Origin of the sequence: Chitinophaga sp. YR627 (assembly GCF_900114995.1) — a bacterium.
In the GTDB taxonomy this organism is placed as follows: Bacteria; Bacteroidota; Bacteroidia; order Chitinophagales; family Chitinophagaceae; genus Chitinophaga.
The window spans coordinates 752,011-767,222 of record NZ_FOUX01000005.1 but is presented as its reverse complement, the minus strand read 5'-3'; the positions used below and the strand labels follow the sequence as shown (position 1 = coordinate 767,222).

The window sequence follows — 15,212 nt, the reverse complement described above, 5'->3', positions numbered from 1 at the left end:
ACGGTTATATGAGCAAATTATCTTTAAAAAATATTTCTGCCCTTAAACGTTTGTGTGAATTATTGGGTAGCTATGCCATAGAATTATAAAAAAAATCCCCTCCGGGAGGGAGGGGATCTTCACACGTTATCCAACCTTTCTACTTATTCAACTACAATTGCTTTTGCTGCATCCTGCACTTTTTCTTTCTTCGCCAGCTGCAATTTCAGTATACCGTTTTCATATTTCGCCTGGATCTTTTCAGCATCCACCTGTTCATTCAGGGTAAAGGAACGTTTGAATGAACGGAAGCTGAACTCTCTGCGTAATTGTTTCTGATTTTCATCCTTGCTCTCAGGAGCTTTTTCTGCGCTGATAGTCAATACTTTGTTTTCAAGATTGATCTTGAAGTCTTCTTTTGCCAAACCTGGTACGAGCAGATCTACCTGGTAGCCTTCTTTGTTTTCTGTGATGTTCACTGGTGGATAAGCACCGTAGAAGTCGTTGGTGTGAACGTCATCTTTTAAAAATCTGTTAAAGCCATTGTGGTTAAAGATATCTTCTACTAAACCACCGAAAGATTTTACTGCTGGAGCCTGGTTGAATTTTACGAATGTCATGATTATAAATTTTTTGAGTTTGTTTTAAAATTTGAACGATTAGGTATAAGCAAACAGAATACCATGGCATAAAACCTGCTAAAATGCTATGAAACACTGTTATTGATCAGACTTTTTGTCTGTTTACATTGTTTTACTGTGACATATAGTCATATTCATTCAAGTTTTTCTATTTAATCTGCTGAATCATTAACTTTGTGGAAAGTATCGAACAAAAAAAATTGTAGTTATATGTATCCAGCAGAACTAGTAATGCCCATGAAGGCAGAATTGACAGATAATGGTTTTCAGGAACTGCTTACACCTGATAAAGTGGATGAGATATTAAAGCAAGAGGGAACAACCCTTGTGATGATCAATTCAGTTTGCGGTTGCTCTGCAGGTAGTGCACGTCCTGGTGTACTGATGGCCGTTGCGCACAGTGAAAAGAAACCAGACAGATTAACAACCAGCTTTGCGGGTTTTGATCTGGCAGCGGTTCAGCAGCTTCGTTCTCACCTGCTACCTTATCCTCCATCTTCTCCTGCGATCGCTTTATTTAAAGACGGTCAGCTGGTGCATTTCATTGAGCGTCACATGATTGAAGGTCGTCCTGCACAGATGATTGCAGCGAACCTGGTTGACGCATTTGCGCAATACTGCTAAAAACTTATTCCGGATCGTAATCCTTTCTGCTGTTGCTTGTTAATATATTATTTACACAATAGAAAAAGGGATTATGATTTGGAATTTGTAATTTTTACAGCTTACTTTGGTGGTTTGATTTTCCATTTGACTAATTCGGCTTTGTTCATAGGAAAATTCAGATCACCAATTTTTTTTGGCTATGTATCCTAATCTATATTACGCTTTTAAAGACCTTTTTGGTCTGGATTTCCGGCTGCTAAAGCTTTTACAAACCTTCGGTTTCTTTGTTGCCATCGCTTTTCTTGTGGCGGCGTATGTGTTGACCATAGAATTGAAAAGACGGGAGAAGCTCGGCTTACTGACTGGTGTAAAAGGGAAAGCAATTGTTGCGAAGCCTTTTAATATGACTGAGGTGCTTGTGCACGCATTGCTTGGTTTTGTGTTAGGATATAAGATCCTTGGTTTAGCCATTGAATGGGATGAAACGGTGCAGGATGTACAGGCATATGTATTTTCCATGCAGGGAAACCTCCTGGGCGGTGTCGTACTGGGTGCTATTCTGGGGTATTTTAAATATAAGGATGCCAGGAAAAATCATGCACCTGAAATAAAAGAGGAGATCGTTACGATCATGCCGCACCAGCGTGTACCCGACATTATTGTAATGGCTGCTGTTGCCGGATTACTGGGCGCCAAAATATTTCACAACCTGGAAAACTGGAGCGATTTCGCCCATGATCCTATTGGTGCTTTGTTTTCCTTTAGTGGTCTTACCTTCTATGGTGGTCTGATCGTTGCTTCCTATGTTATTATACGCTATGCAATAAAGAAGAACATCAACGTATGGCAGCTGATTGATAGTGCAGCTCCTTCACTGATGCTGGCTTATGGTGTTGGCCGTATGGGATGTCATTTCTCCGGAGATGGTGACTGGGGTATATATAATAGTGCTTATGTCACCGATGCGGCGGGTAAGATTGTACCAGCTGATCCGGCGAAGTTCCAGGAAATGGTCAAGGCGAGTGAACAGTTTTTTGTAAGACAATATGGTAGTCTTGAACATATTCCGCATGCCGCTTTTACAAAACCTTCCGGTCTGAGTTTCCTGCCTGACTGGTTCTTTGCATACGGTTATCCACATAACGTTATCAATGAAGGTGTACAGATGGCTGGTTGCGCTGGTAAATATTGCAGTGTATTGCCGGTATCTGTCTATCCTACCGCTTTATATGAGATCATCACCTGTCTGATCCTGTTCGCCGTGTTATTTGCGTTGCGTAAAAAGGTGACTGTACCAGGTGTTCTCTTTGGTATCTATTTGATAATGAACGGCATTGAGCGTTTCTTTATTGAGAAAATCAGGGTAAATACGAAATACGATATTTTTGGTTTCCATCCTACACAGGCTGAAATCATCTCTTCATTAATGGTAATCGGTGGCGCAGTGTTGATCTGGTATTGCCGCAAAATACATAAAGCAGCAAAACCAGCTATCTGATAATATGCAACGTCATCCGGTCCTGATTCCATTATCACAGGAACATCAACGTTTACTGTTCGTTTGCCGGTATCTGAAAAATGATGCCGCCGCTTATGAAGGTTTTCCTCTTGAAACAAATGCCAAGCTGGCCTATATTGTAAAAGTATTCCAGGAGGTGATGGTACCACACATCCAGAAAGAAGAATATCTCTTTGAAATGTGTACGGGACAGCACCCAGAGATCGATCAGCTGATACAGGAGCTGATACTGGAACATCAGCAGATCTCCCGTATGTACAGCGCCCTGGCGGAAAATACTGATATGATCGCCGCCATGGATCTCCTGGCCCGCAGCCTGGAAGAACATATCAGAAAAGAAGAGCGGGTATTATTTCAAAAGATCCAGGAGCAACTGCCCGATGTACTTGAGCGCATCAAGTGGGCATCAGAATGATTATCATTACTTTATTATAAAGGCGTTGCCGGCAGGCAACGCCTTTTTTTGTGAATATATCGCTCCACTGCAACGAAACCATCACTGAGTCGTCTTTATTATAGGTTCCTGATCCTTTTATTGAACTTTTACCAATCATCCCTAACTGGATACCGTTTGTGTAAAACTATGTACTATGCAATGCAAACTACCTATCTTTGCACTGTAGTTGTTTAAGAAAGGAACTGTACTAAGAACGGTTCTATAAAAATAAACAGTTAGAATAAAGCCTATAATAAATTTAAATCCTCCTTATATGAAATCGACCACTACATTGTTGGCCTCTTTTTTAACTATTTGTAGCATCAATACCATCCAGGCACAGCAAATAGAAACAGCCCGGATCTCTGGCCGGGTATTACAAACAGGTGCAAAGCCTGTGGAATTTGCCACTATTACTTTACTGAAAGCAAAAGATTCATCCCTGGTAAAAGGTGCTATTGCAGATATCAATGGCCAGTATGAATTTGAACAGATAAAACAAGGTAAGTATCTGATCGCTGCTGCTTATGTGGGCATGACGAAGGCTTACAGTAAACCTTTTGAAGTAAAAGGCAGTGCGCCGGTATCCATGGAAACATTGACACTGGGTGCAGATGCTAAGAATCTGAAAGAAGTGAATGTCACCGCTAAGAAGCCTTTCATTGAGCAGCGGGCTGATAAAATGATCGTAAATGTTGAAAACAGCATTATCGGCGCCGGTGGTACCGCTATGGAAGCACTGGAAAAATCGCCTGGCGTATCTATTGATAAAGACGATAATATTAGTTTAAAAGGTAAGAGTGGTGTTGTTATCATGATTGATGGCAAGCTTACAAATATGAGTTCCCAGGACGTTGCGCAGCTGCTTAAAAGTATGCCCAGTAGCAATATTGAGCAAATCGAACTAATCACCAATCCTTCCGCCAAATACGACGCGGCTGGCAACTCCGGGATCATCAACATTAAACTGAAAAAGAATAGAATGGTGGGTTCCAATGGTAACGTATCACTGTTTGGCGCTTATGGTCTGACACCAAAATATGGTGGTGCACTGAACCTGAACCATCGTAATGAAAAGTTCAACCTTTTTGGTTCTTATAACTACAATCACCGTGAAAACCAGCAGCACCTTGGTTTATACCGTACCGGTACTACTGAAGGAAGACCTACTGTTTTTGATCAGGACAACGAAAGGAAAAGAAAGTCCGACTACCATGGTGTTAAAGTGGGTATGGACTACTTTATCAACAAGAACAATACAATCGGTGTCATGGTAGATGCAGGGTTCAGAAGCAATACAGAGCCTGCTGATGCGCTCACTAAGATCGGTGACGGACAGCGTGTGGATTCTACCCTGAAAACACATACCAATGCTGATGGTACCTGGAGAAGATGGGCATACAATGTGAATTATAAAGCTATCCTCGACACGACAGGTAAAGAACTGAATATCGATCTGGATTATGCGCGTAACAGTGAAGAGCGTGGTAATGATATCTTCTCTACTATCTGGGATTCTGCGGGTAAAAACTACATGCGTGGCGATACCTCCCGTAACAGTCAGCCAAACAGCATTGACATCAAAACCATCAAAGCCGACTACGTACATCCGCTGCGTAACCAGGCTAAGCTGGAAGCCGGTTTTAAACTGAGTTTTGTAAAGACAGACAATGACGCAAAGTTTGATTCACTGCGTAGTGGTAACTGGGTATATGATAAGAACCGTTCTAACCACTTTATCTATAAAGAGAATGTGAACGCTGCCTATATCAATTTCCAGAAGCAGTTCAAAAAGCTGAATGTACAGTTAGGTCTGCGTGCTGAGCAGAGCAATATAGAGGGTAATTCTATCACGATGAATCAGGTGACAGATACCAGTTATTTCAACCTGTTCCCAAGTGTGTTTGTAAGCTATGATGTGCATAAGAACCATCAGCTGGGATTGTCTTACAGCCGCCGTTTGCAGCGTCCTGACTACGAAGACCTGAACCCGTTTCAGATCTATCTGGACAGATATACGCTGATCTCAGGTAACCCTTATCTGAAACCATCATATGCAAACAGTGTTGAATTCACCCATACATTCAAACATTTCCTGACCACATCTGTCGGTTATACGCATACGAAAGACAAGATCACGCAGATCGTGGAAGCTGACAAGGATGTAGTATCCGGAGATACATTGAATATCCGCTACAAATACCTGAACGTTGCAAAATCTGATATCGTCAATCTGAATATCTCTTTCCCTGTTACGATCACCAAATGGTGGAGCAGCTTTACTTATCTGTCTGCTTACTACAACAAATTCCAGACGATCGTGGATAATCAGTCAGTGAATATCTCAAGCGGTGGATTCATGGGACGTACGCAGCAGACGTTCACTTTACCGAAAGACCTGAGTGCTGAAGTAAGTGTATTCTATCTGTCTCCGCAGATCGCCGATGAAGGACTGTTCAGAATGAAACATATGTGTGCGGTTGATCTGGGTGTATCCAAACAGATCCTGCACAAGAAGGGAAGTCTGAAACTGAATGTGAATGATGTATTCAATATTCAGCGCTTCCGTGGAAGCTTTGAAAATGGTGGCCGTTACACTGGTGTAACCAGTAAATGGGAAAGCCGTCAGGTACGCCTGACCTTTAACTACCGCTTTGGTAACACCAATATCAAAGGTGCCCGCAACCGTAAAACCGGCCTGGAAGACGAACAGGGCCGCGTGAAAGACGGTAACTAATCTGACCTGTTTTTAGGTATATATAAGGATGGAAGGGACGCGACCTATTCTTGGGTTGCGTCCTTTTTTAAAATGTTAAATATTGATTGTTAGCTTATTGTGAATCCTGAGAATGGTTGTTACCCCTTATCTGCAAAAATTATTCTCTTTCCGTGCAACCTTTTTCTAAAATATTGTCTTTATAATGCAAGCATCAGCCAACAACTTGAACAATACATCCATAACAGACCACCTGGTGTCCCGGTGTAAGAAAGGTGACACACTCGCATTTCGTGAGTTATACAATGCATATTCTGCTGCAATGTATAATATCTGTCTGCGTATGACGGGGAATCCGGCGGATGCCGAAGATACCTTGCAGGAGGCTTTTATGCAGGTGTTTAAAAACATCGAACGGCTGGAAAATGCGGGCAGCGTAACAGCATGGATCAAACGAATCGTTGTGAACCATTGCCTGAGCCACCTGCGTAGAAAGAAAGTATATTTTGAAGAAGTAGACAATATAGACGTAGAAGAAGAGACAATCGTAGACGAATCGGATTTTGCCTGGACGGTAGCTGCTATAAAAGAGGCGATACATGTGTTGCCACACGGCTATCGTACCGTTCTTAACTTGTACATATTTGAAGAGTACTCACATAAAGAAATTGCTTCCATGCTGGACATTTCTGAGTCAACAGTGAAAACACAGTATATGCGTGCAAAAGATAAAGTGAGACAGATCATAAAACAGAGAAAATCAATACGCTGATGTCAGAAAGTAGTTTTGAAGATTTTGTCCGACAGCATCGTCAGGAATTTGAAGCACCCGGTCCTGGTCCGCGGGTATGGGCCAACCTGGAACAGCAGCTTAATCCACCCCGTAAAAACAGGGTCATTCAGATGATCGGCCGTCACTGGCTGAAAGCAGCTGCTATCCTGGTATTGCTGGTGAACAGTGTCATGATCTATCAGTTCCTGCAAATGAAACAATCGCAGCACCTGATCAACGTGGCTCCTGAAATGCAGGAAGCGAAGATGTATTATACTTCGCAGATAGAGCAGCGCCTGGAGACGATTAAAAAGTATCCGAACTCCGTATTAGGACTGGATAGCGTAGGTCGTAAGGAACTGGAGCTGCGTAATGAGACCTACCAGATGCTGGAAGCGGAACTGGTCCAGAATCCAGGCAATGAAAGAATTAAAGCAGCGATGGTCCGCTACTACCAGATGAAGCTGGACCTGCTTGATAAAATATTAGAAGAGCTGAGAGAAAAACAGCCCGTAAGCCAAAAGCAATCTAATTATGAAAGAGAGATTTAGTATCCTGTTATTGTTATTGCTACCTATACTCACCTATGGTAAGAAAGGAGACAGTGAATTTAAAAAGGTTATCGTAAAGGAATTCAGTACGAATCCTGGTACAACGCTGAGCGTTAGCAATAAGTACGGTAAGATCATCGTACATACCTGGAATAAAAATGAAGTAAAGGCAACTATTACTATTACAGGTTTCGGCAAAAGCGTGGAGGAAGCCACCTCCATCGTAAATATGGTGGATATTGCGCAGAATAATTCCGGTAATAGCGCCAGTCTGCAAACGGTGTATAATCCATCATCATCCGGCAGCAAATGGTTCTCCTGGGGCGGCAAAAAAGATTCAAAGGATTATGTGAACATCGACTATGAAATGTATGTTCCTGAAAGACTGGCGCAACTGGTGCTGGACAATAACTTCGGGGATGTGATCACAGATGTGCTGTCGTTCCCTGCGTCCATCAAAATGAACTATTGCAATTACGATATCAAGGAAGCGGAGAGAACGCTGGAACTGAATATGAATTACTGTGACCGCGGCCGTATCGGTAAAGCGGAGACGGTAAATATCAGGGCTAACTATTCCAATCTTAAAAGCGATGCGATCGCTTCACTGACCACGCGTTCCAATTACTGCGAATACAACCTGGGGACAGTTACCCGTCTGGCCACAAACGGAAACTATGATGAATACAACATCAACAAGGTGGGTTCATTCAATGGCAGAAATACTTATACCGATTTTCGTTTTGCGGAGGTGCAGTCAGATATCAATTCAAAACTGGTTTATGGCGATCTGTCTGTAAAAGCGCTGGGTACAGGTTTTAAGAGCGCTGAACTGCAACTGACATATACCGATGTAAAACTGGGTGTACCACAACGACTCGGTCTGCAGATAAAAGCACAGCTGAACAACGGGGATGTCAGGACCGGCGAAATTTCCCTGAAGAATGTTTCCAGCATTAAGAAGAATTCACAATTAATATACTCGGCTTCCACGTCTGCTGCAGATGACAGATCTGCCACCGTTACGGTGAACGGCGTGTACAGTGATATCAGCTTTGAAAGCCGTTAATTAAAAGCATCTGCAAAAAATCCTTCACCGTTAAATCTCATGTATGAAAACATTACGTTTAAACTGGGTACTGCCAGTAGCACTATTGCTGTTCACTATCACCGCGTCTGCCTTTAAAGTCCTCAATGAAAAAGTAAAGGGCAGTGGCAACATTAAATCAGAATCCCGTACGGAAGGACCGTTCAGGAGTATCAGCACTTCAGGTTCCTATAATGTGTATATCACGCCGGGTGCTAAAAACGATATCAGGATCGAGGCAGATGATAACCTGCTGCCGTATATTGAGACAAAGCTGAGGGGGAACGATCTGGAAATCGGTACAAAAAGAGGATATGATATCAAGCCATCTAAAACCATCAACATATATGTGACCATGGATCAGCTGGAAGAGTTGAGTGCCAGTGGTAGCGGCGGATTCTACAGCAAGGGCAAACTGAAGGGAAATAATGTGAAATTCTCTTTCAGTGGTTCTACCAACACAGAACTTGAGCTGGACGCCAGCAACCTGGAAGTGGAAGTATCCGGTTCCGGTCACCTGAATCTGAAAGGAAATATTCCATCTACTAAATATGAGATCTCAGGTACTGCGGATGTGGAAGCGCTGGATTTACAGTCTTCCGATGCGAAGATCGCTATCTCCGGTACCGGTAAACTGGATATTGCCGTGGAAAAGAAGCTGGATGTAAGTGTTTCCGGTATGGGTAAGATCCGTTACAAAGGAACACCGGTGATCAACCAGTCTTCTTCAGGCATGGCCAAGATCACTAAAGTGGACTAAAGATAGTTGTTGGCTGCTTGTAGCAGATACAATGCAGCCTGTTACCGGAAGGCATTCCGTTAACACACCCCGGGTATGGTCCCGGGGTTTTTTTTATATAAGGTAGTATTCATTTATATTTGTAGCCCTTAAGTAATTAGTAGATAATTAAAATATTTCAGCATGCCATCCTTTGATATTGTTAGCAAAGTGGATACACAGACACTTGACAATGCGATAAACACCGTTAAAAAGGAGATTACCAACAGGTACGACTTTAAAGATTCGCATGTAAGTATTGAATTGAATAAGAAAGAACTGGGCCTGACCATAGAGGTAGGCAGCGAGATGCAGCTGGGCCAGCTAATTGACGTTCTGATCAGCCGTACGATGCGTCAGGGGCTGGACGGTAACATTTTCGACCTGAGTAAGGAACATTACCAGAGCGGAAAGGTGGTTAAAAAAGAAGTTCCTATCAGAAATGGTATCAAGCAGGAAGATGCCAAGAAAATTGTCAAGTTGATCAAGGATTCCGGCGCAAAGGTACAGGCAGCTATTATGGACGATATTGTAAGGGTGACCGGTAAGAAGATCGATGATTTACAGGAAGTTATACAGAAGACGAAAGAAGCGAACTTAGGTATTCCTTTACAATATATAAATATGAAGAGCTAAAATTTAGTCTTCAGTTGGTATTTTTAGAAAAATTATTTTACCTTTGCACCCTGTCTAATAATATTGGTATGAAACCAAGCATGGCATTCATCATGCATCAGAAGAATGAATATGCGGGGTTGCATCTGGTAACAAAAAGAAAATTAACATTCAGATGAAACAGGGAATCCATCCAGAAAGCTACAGATTTGTAGTATTCAAAGATATGTCAAACGGTACTAGCTTTTTAAGCCGTTCTACTGCTCCTTCCAAAGAAACTATCACCTGGGAAGATGGTAACGAGTACCCGGTAATTAAGCTGGAAATTTCTAATACTTCTCACCCTTTCTATACTGGTAAGAACGTATTGGTGGATACAGCAGGACGTATCGACAAATTCAACAAACGTTACGCTAAGAAAGCCTAATCAGGCCTCTAAAATATTTTCAAGAATCCCATCGGCATTTTCGATGGGATTTTTTATTTTTATCCCCTATGAAGCGGAATTACATTCTTTTAGACACGCCCGCGCGAGAGTTGTTATATCCCTTCACTCATACAAGACCGGTGGCAGCCTGCCGTATAGGTATTCTGACGATCCGGGAGAAATGGGAGCATTGGCTGAATACCGCTATCAGTCACTACACTGTCCCTTACTTACAACAAAAATACCCGCTTAAAAAAGATGAGACTGTGCCGGCCGTCCTTATTGCAGGAAATGTGCTGCCGGATAAGGCATTGGTGCAGGCTATAACTGCGTTAGAGCCTGGTCAGGGGCTTTTTAGGTCGCATGAATTAATTGCTAAGGTGACGCCGGGAGACCAACCCGATGCAGCACCTATAGAACGAAAAGAGTATCTTGGCGAAATATCGGTAGTGAGGAAGCCCTGGGATTTCTTTTTACTGAATGACAGGGCGCTTCGCAGCGATTTTTCCCTACTGACAGCGGGAAGGGTATCAGCGCCTATCAGTGATACCAATAAGGTGAGTGGCGAGGAGCAGATCTTCCTGGAGGAAGGAGCGGTGGTCGAGCATAGTATATTAAATGCGCTTACCGGACCTATCTATATTGGCAGGAATGCGGAGATCATGGAAGGTTGTCTGGTAAGAGGGCCGCTGGCGATGGGAGAGAAGGCGGTACTGAAAATGGGTACCAAAGTATATGGAGCGACCACCCTGGGACCTGGCAGTGTAGGCGGCGGAGAGATCAAGAATGTGGTGATGTTCGGCTATTCCAATAAAGGACATGACGGTTATCTGGGAGATGCAGTGATCGGGGAGTGGTGTAACCTGGGTGCTAATGCGACCTGTTCAAATCTGAAGAACAACGGGAGTGTGGTAAGAGTATGGGTGGAAGCTTTGCAGCGGGCGGAGCCGGCAGGGACCAAATGTGGATTGCTGATGGGGGATTACAGCCGTTGTGGTATTGGTACGATGCTGAATACCGGTACGGTGATCGGGGCCTCCTGTAATATATTCGGCGCGGATTTTCCGCCTAAATTTGTGCCTTCCTTTTCATGGGGTGGTGCAGGAAAGATGGAACGTTACCGTATTGAGCAGGCGTTACGCGATATAGAGACCTGGATGCGCTTTAAGGGACAGGAGATGACTGAAACAGACAAACAGGTACTGGAAGTTTTGTTTACGAAGCTTTCAGATGATTAATAAACCTTTTTAAAAATCAATATAGCGATAGACATGAGAAAAAAAATCGTTGCTGGAAACTGGAAAATGAACCTGACCATCGGACAGGCAGAACAGCTGATCAATGACATTCTGCAGGGTGGCATGCGTTTGACAGAAGGACAGGAAGTGGTAGTTGCCACCCCTTTTCCATACTTGTTGAAAGCAAAGGCATTATTGAAAAATACGCCTGGTTTTTACGTGGCAGCTCAGAACTGTGCATCTGAGAAATCTGGTGCATATACCGGTGAGGTATCTGCAGAAATGCTGGCTTCTATTGGTGTTGACTATGTAATACTGGGTCACTCTGAGAGAAGAGAATATTTCCAGGAAAGCAATGCTGTACTGGCAAAGAAAATTGATCTGGCGCTGGCAAACGGCATCAAACCAATCTTCTGTTGCGGTGAGCCACTGGAGGTTAGAAAGGCTGAAACACAGAACGAATATGTTGCAAAACAACTGGAAGAGAGTCTGTATCACCTGACTGAAGAGCAGCTGAAAAATGTCGTTATCGCTTATGAGCCAATCTGGGCAATTGGTACTGGTCTGACAGCCAGCGCTGCGCAGGCACAGGATATGCATGCTTTTATCAGAGGACAGATCGCTGCTAAATATGGCAGAGAAGCGGCTTTACGCCTGACTATCCAGTATGGAGGCAGTGCAAAACCTTCTAATGCAGGTGAACTGTTTGCTTGTCCTGATGTGGATGGTGGTCTGATCGGCGGTGCTTCACTGGTAGCTGCTGATTTCCTGGCTATCGTTAGTCATCTGGGATAATCTATTCAGAAAATATATTGGGGAAGCGGGCCGGAAGGTCCGCTTTTTTTATGGGGGTACTATGCTGGCTTTTAGGTGAAAAAGGTGTGTTTTGACGCTTTATACTAAAAAAATAAGCAGCTTGTTTTTTATTTAAGTTGTTTATAATCAGTTTTATATATTGAGAAGCAAAATTAATTAGTATAAAATGCTAAAAATATTAGTATTTCAGTGAAAGATCAGTATATTTGTATTGTCAATATTCAAGTAACCAGTACATCTTAATTAAAAAACTACTTGGTTATGCATACAGATAACACACTTGCATTTGAACAGGAACCATTGTTTGATTACTTGTTGGTAGTAAGTCCAGGTACTAGTATTGCCAATGATGTAACCGCATTAAAGCAGTTAGTAGCCCAGGAACTGGGAATGTACGGTAGTCGCTTTTCAAAGGCGCATATCAGTCTTTTCAGATCTGTATTCCCTGAGAGATTCCAGGAAGATTTCGTTCATATGCTGGATGATATCGCCAGAAAACAATCAGGCTTCACGTTATATACCTCAAAGTTTGACCATTTTGAACACGGACCGGACAAGCGAACCATCTATGTCAATGTAGCAAATCCCAAACCACTTGTTGAGCTACATAAGAAAATACTACATGAGTTTGATATAAAGCCGGGATCATTCAAGCCGCATATCACTATTGCCAGGGCTATCAGTACACCTGAATTTGATAAAGTGTATGATCATTTTTATAATCAGGTTTTTGTACGGAGTTTTCAGTGTAAAAGCTTTATGCTATTACGTAAGCCTGCAAGTGGTGGTCACTACGAGCCTGTAAAAGAATTCATATTCGGAGATGAGGCGGTTCAGCAGGATATTAACCTGTTTAATTACGCAGCATAACCTATGCAACTTTACTTTTCCTTATTGGCTTTTATTCGCTGTTTGTTAACCTGATTTTCGTTGTTTTATTGCGTGTATTCCATTATTCCATTGTGCTGGCAGGAGGCGATGCTGGTAGCGTGTCTGCTTGTTGGTCTTGCGAGGTGAAGTGAGTGCCGATTATAGTCTTCCTTATGTTTTATGTTGTTAGAGATGATACTTGTATACCTTATGGGGTATACCGGACGGGGGAATGCTGTTTGGTGTTTTCCGGTTGTTTGGAGAAGGGTTGAGGGACTATTTGCTTGTGATGATATGGAAAGAACCAGATCTGAATGTATGCCTGTAAGCCTTTTAGCTGCTCAGCTGATTTTAATTTTTCCTTTTACCGGGCTGTTTGTAGTTTTGGATAGTAAGTTCATTACTCATCCACTATTAAGCCGCTTATATGGAAAAGATACATAAGGAAATCCTGGTGAAAGGCAGGGTACAGGGCGTATATTTCAGAGCCAGTGCCAAGCATACTGCCGATGATCTTGGTATTACGGGCGAGGTAAAGAATTTACCTGACGGAAATGTGTTTATTACCGCGGAAGGAGATGAACACAAGATGGAGTCATTTATCGCCTGGTGCCGGCAGGGGCCGCCTTTTGCAAAGGTGACTGAACTGGTGATCACAGTTGCGCCTTTGCAAAATTATAAAGCGTTTGAGGTGGTGAGGTAAAGCAACTTTGGGTTCAGTCCCATTGTTGTTAAAGAAGTAGGGATGGTATGGCTGCCTCAGGCCCATTGAAATAATAATGATCTGCACCGGCAGTGAGTGATCATCAATCACTGTTGTGAGCAGACACGATATAAAGGATTTTCCCCGATAGCAATATTGTAAGTAGCATTTTTAATACGCTGTTTCCCTCAAACAAATGACCATTAAAAAGGGCAGTCTTGTGATTTCACAAGGCTGCCCTTTTTAATATATACGATCTGTATCGATCGGTTACGTGTATGTTATCTGAAGCGGTCCGGCAGCTTTTCACTGCGTTCCCGGCTTACTTACTTTACTGCCAGTTTACCACTCAGGGCCTTTTCCAGCGCGGCTTTCGGAACAATGATCGTAATCGTATTGATCGCGAAATACGGTACTGATACCTTGATGAAACCATCAAAAGGGCCTGACTTGCTGCCGTATGAGTTTTTCACGATAAAGAATTCCTTGCCTTTCCCTGTTTTACCGATGCCGGTAATGTGCATCAGGTGGTCATCTTCTGTAACGAGTTCGTCGAATAACTGCTGACGCTCTTCCTGTGAATACGCTTTCTCTTCCACATCAGGGTTGATCATGGCGCCATGGGTGAGTGAATCAGCCACAGGCCTTAATGCATATCCTTTTCCTACCATGAAACCACGATTGCTTACATCAGCGTCCCATAGTACGGTATATCCTTTTTCTACAGCAGTTTTAGCGATGTCGATCAGTTCTTTCAGGGGGATGTTATAGTAAGCGCCGTTGGAAACGTTGTCAGGTACTTCGATAACGAAGGAACTGTAGAAGGGGTGGTGCGTAAAGGAGGTCAGACTGACATAGTCATCCGCATTGAACTTTACGACCTCTTTTGCAAAGGTTTTAGGCGTGTAGGAGCGGCCCTTGTAGGTGAAGCTGGCAGGTACAGCACCGAGGTATTTATCCATAATAGCACTGAAGCCATCTTCCCAATTCGTTGGAATAGGCCTTTTAAGCTTCAGGATGCTGTCAAGGTAAGTACGCAGCTGTCCGACCATCTCAGCATGATCATGCCATTCCTGACCTTCTTTTAGTCCACTGTAGGCATCTTCCGGAACGATACCGTAGGTGGCGATGGCATGCAGCACATCGTGTCCCAGTCCGCCTTCATCAAAACGGGTAAAGCCCTGTCTGTGGATATAATTTTCTGCCTTTTCGCGATAGATGTTGCGTACGGTGAACATTTCGGAAAGGTCCAGGGCCTGTTGTCCTTCGTGCAGGCAGGCTGATTCGATCATCGAAGTGGTGGAGAAACACCAGCAGGTGCCGGTGTTGGCCTGGTTTTTTACAGGCGTGTAGGGGTTGTTCCTGATGATCTTAATTTCTTCCAGAGACCTGTTTGTCTCCTGTGCCTGGCTTTGTATGGTAAAGACCAATGCCAGCACTGTAACAGCTATTCTCATA

16 protein-coding genes are annotated in these 15,212 nt (G+C 43.2%); 14 read left to right on the top strand and 2 right to left on the bottom strand.

The genetic code is table 11. The features are described from left to right. Positions 1-143: 143 nt before the first annotated feature. Positions 144-599, bottom strand: a complete 456-nt coding sequence (locus tag BMZ72_RS28210) for an Hsp20/alpha crystallin family protein (protein ID WP_089813395.1) — start codon at positions 597-599, stop codon at positions 144-146. 231 nt (positions 600-830) lie between these two features. Here BMZ72_RS28210 and BMZ72_RS28205 point away from each other — a divergent pair, with 231 nt between their 5' ends. The 14 genes from BMZ72_RS28205 to BMZ72_RS28140 all read left to right on the top strand — a co-directional run bounded on the left by BMZ72_RS28205 (position 831) and on the right by BMZ72_RS28140 (position 13,754). Continuing rightward, on the top strand, positions 831-1,244 hold the full coding sequence (locus BMZ72_RS28205; RefSeq protein WP_089813393.1) for a BrxA/BrxB family bacilliredoxin: 414 nt from the start codon (positions 831-833) through the stop codon (positions 1,242-1,244). Positions 1,245-1,425: 181 nt separating this feature from the next. Beyond that, entirely contained in the window at positions 1,426-2,724 is a 1,299-nt protein-coding gene (locus tag BMZ72_RS28200) for a prolipoprotein diacylglyceryl transferase (protein ID WP_089813391.1), read from the top strand. 4 nt (positions 2,725-2,728) lie between these two features. Next, positions 2,729-3,160, top strand: a complete 432-nt coding sequence (locus BMZ72_RS28195) for a hemerythrin domain-containing protein (RefSeq protein ID WP_089813389.1) — start codon at positions 2,729-2,731, stop codon at positions 3,158-3,160. A gap of 295 nt (positions 3,161-3,455) precedes the next feature. Further along, positions 3,456-5,918 (top strand): TonB-dependent receptor, encoded by a 2,463-nt coding sequence (locus BMZ72_RS28190; protein WP_089813387.1) that lies wholly within the window; start codon positions 3,456-3,458, stop codon positions 5,916-5,918. Between the two features lie 184 nt (positions 5,919-6,102). Beyond that, positions 6,103-6,669: an RNA polymerase sigma factor gene (locus BMZ72_RS28185; protein WP_012793787.1), complete on the top strand. Its 567-nt coding sequence runs from the start codon at positions 6,103-6,105 to the stop codon at positions 6,667-6,669. After that, the gene (locus BMZ72_RS28180; RefSeq protein WP_089813384.1) at positions 6,669-7,220 is read left to right on the top strand and encodes a hypothetical protein; all 552 of its coding nucleotides are present in this window, start codon (positions 6,669-6,671) and stop codon (positions 7,218-7,220) included. Before BMZ72_RS28185 ends, BMZ72_RS28180 begins: the two co-directional genes overlap by 1 nt. Next, a complete protein-coding gene (locus BMZ72_RS28175) occupies positions 7,204-8,289 on the top strand; it encodes a hypothetical protein (RefSeq protein WP_089813382.1) in 1,086 nt (361 codons plus the stop codon). Before BMZ72_RS28180 ends, BMZ72_RS28175 begins: the two co-directional genes overlap by 17 nt. A gap of 43 nt (positions 8,290-8,332) precedes the next feature. Beyond that, positions 8,333-9,067, top strand: a complete 735-nt coding sequence (locus BMZ72_RS28170) for a head GIN domain-containing protein (protein WP_089813380.1) — start codon at positions 8,333-8,335, stop codon at positions 9,065-9,067. 162 nt (positions 9,068-9,229) lie between these two features. Further along, a complete protein-coding gene (locus BMZ72_RS28165; protein WP_089813379.1) occupies positions 9,230-9,721 on the top strand; it encodes a YajQ family cyclic di-GMP-binding protein in 492 nt (163 codons plus the stop codon). 154 nt (positions 9,722-9,875) lie between these two features. Then, positions 9,876-10,127 carry a type B 50S ribosomal protein L31 gene (locus BMZ72_RS28160; protein WP_012793782.1) on the top strand — a complete coding sequence of 84 codons (252 nt, stop codon included), beginning with the start codon at positions 9,876-9,878 and terminating at the stop codon, positions 10,125-10,127. A gap of 68 nt (positions 10,128-10,195) precedes the next feature. After that, complete coding sequence (locus BMZ72_RS28155) at positions 10,196-11,365, top strand: putative sugar nucleotidyl transferase (protein WP_089813377.1); 1,170 nt, start codon at positions 10,196-10,198, stop codon at positions 11,363-11,365. Positions 11,366-11,398: 33 nt separating this feature from the next. Next, entirely contained in the window at positions 11,399-12,160 is a 762-nt protein-coding gene (tpiA, locus tag BMZ72_RS28150) for a triose-phosphate isomerase (RefSeq protein ID WP_089813375.1), read from the top strand. A gap of 282 nt (positions 12,161-12,442) precedes the next feature. Next, entirely contained in the window at positions 12,443-13,051 is a 609-nt protein-coding gene (locus BMZ72_RS28145) for a 2'-5' RNA ligase family protein (protein WP_089813372.1), read from the top strand. Positions 13,052-13,478: 427 nt separating this feature from the next. Further along, a complete protein-coding gene (locus BMZ72_RS28140) occupies positions 13,479-13,754 on the top strand; it encodes an acylphosphatase (protein WP_089813370.1) in 276 nt (91 codons plus the stop codon). Between the two features lie 326 nt (positions 13,755-14,080). Here the strand turns inward: BMZ72_RS28140 and BMZ72_RS28135 are convergent, their stop codons facing one another. Beyond that, positions 14,081-15,211 carry a C1 family peptidase gene (locus BMZ72_RS28135; protein WP_089813368.1) on the bottom strand — a complete coding sequence of 377 codons (1,131 nt, stop codon included), beginning with the start codon at positions 15,209-15,211 and terminating at the stop codon, positions 14,081-14,083. Position 15,212: the final 1 nt, after the last annotated feature.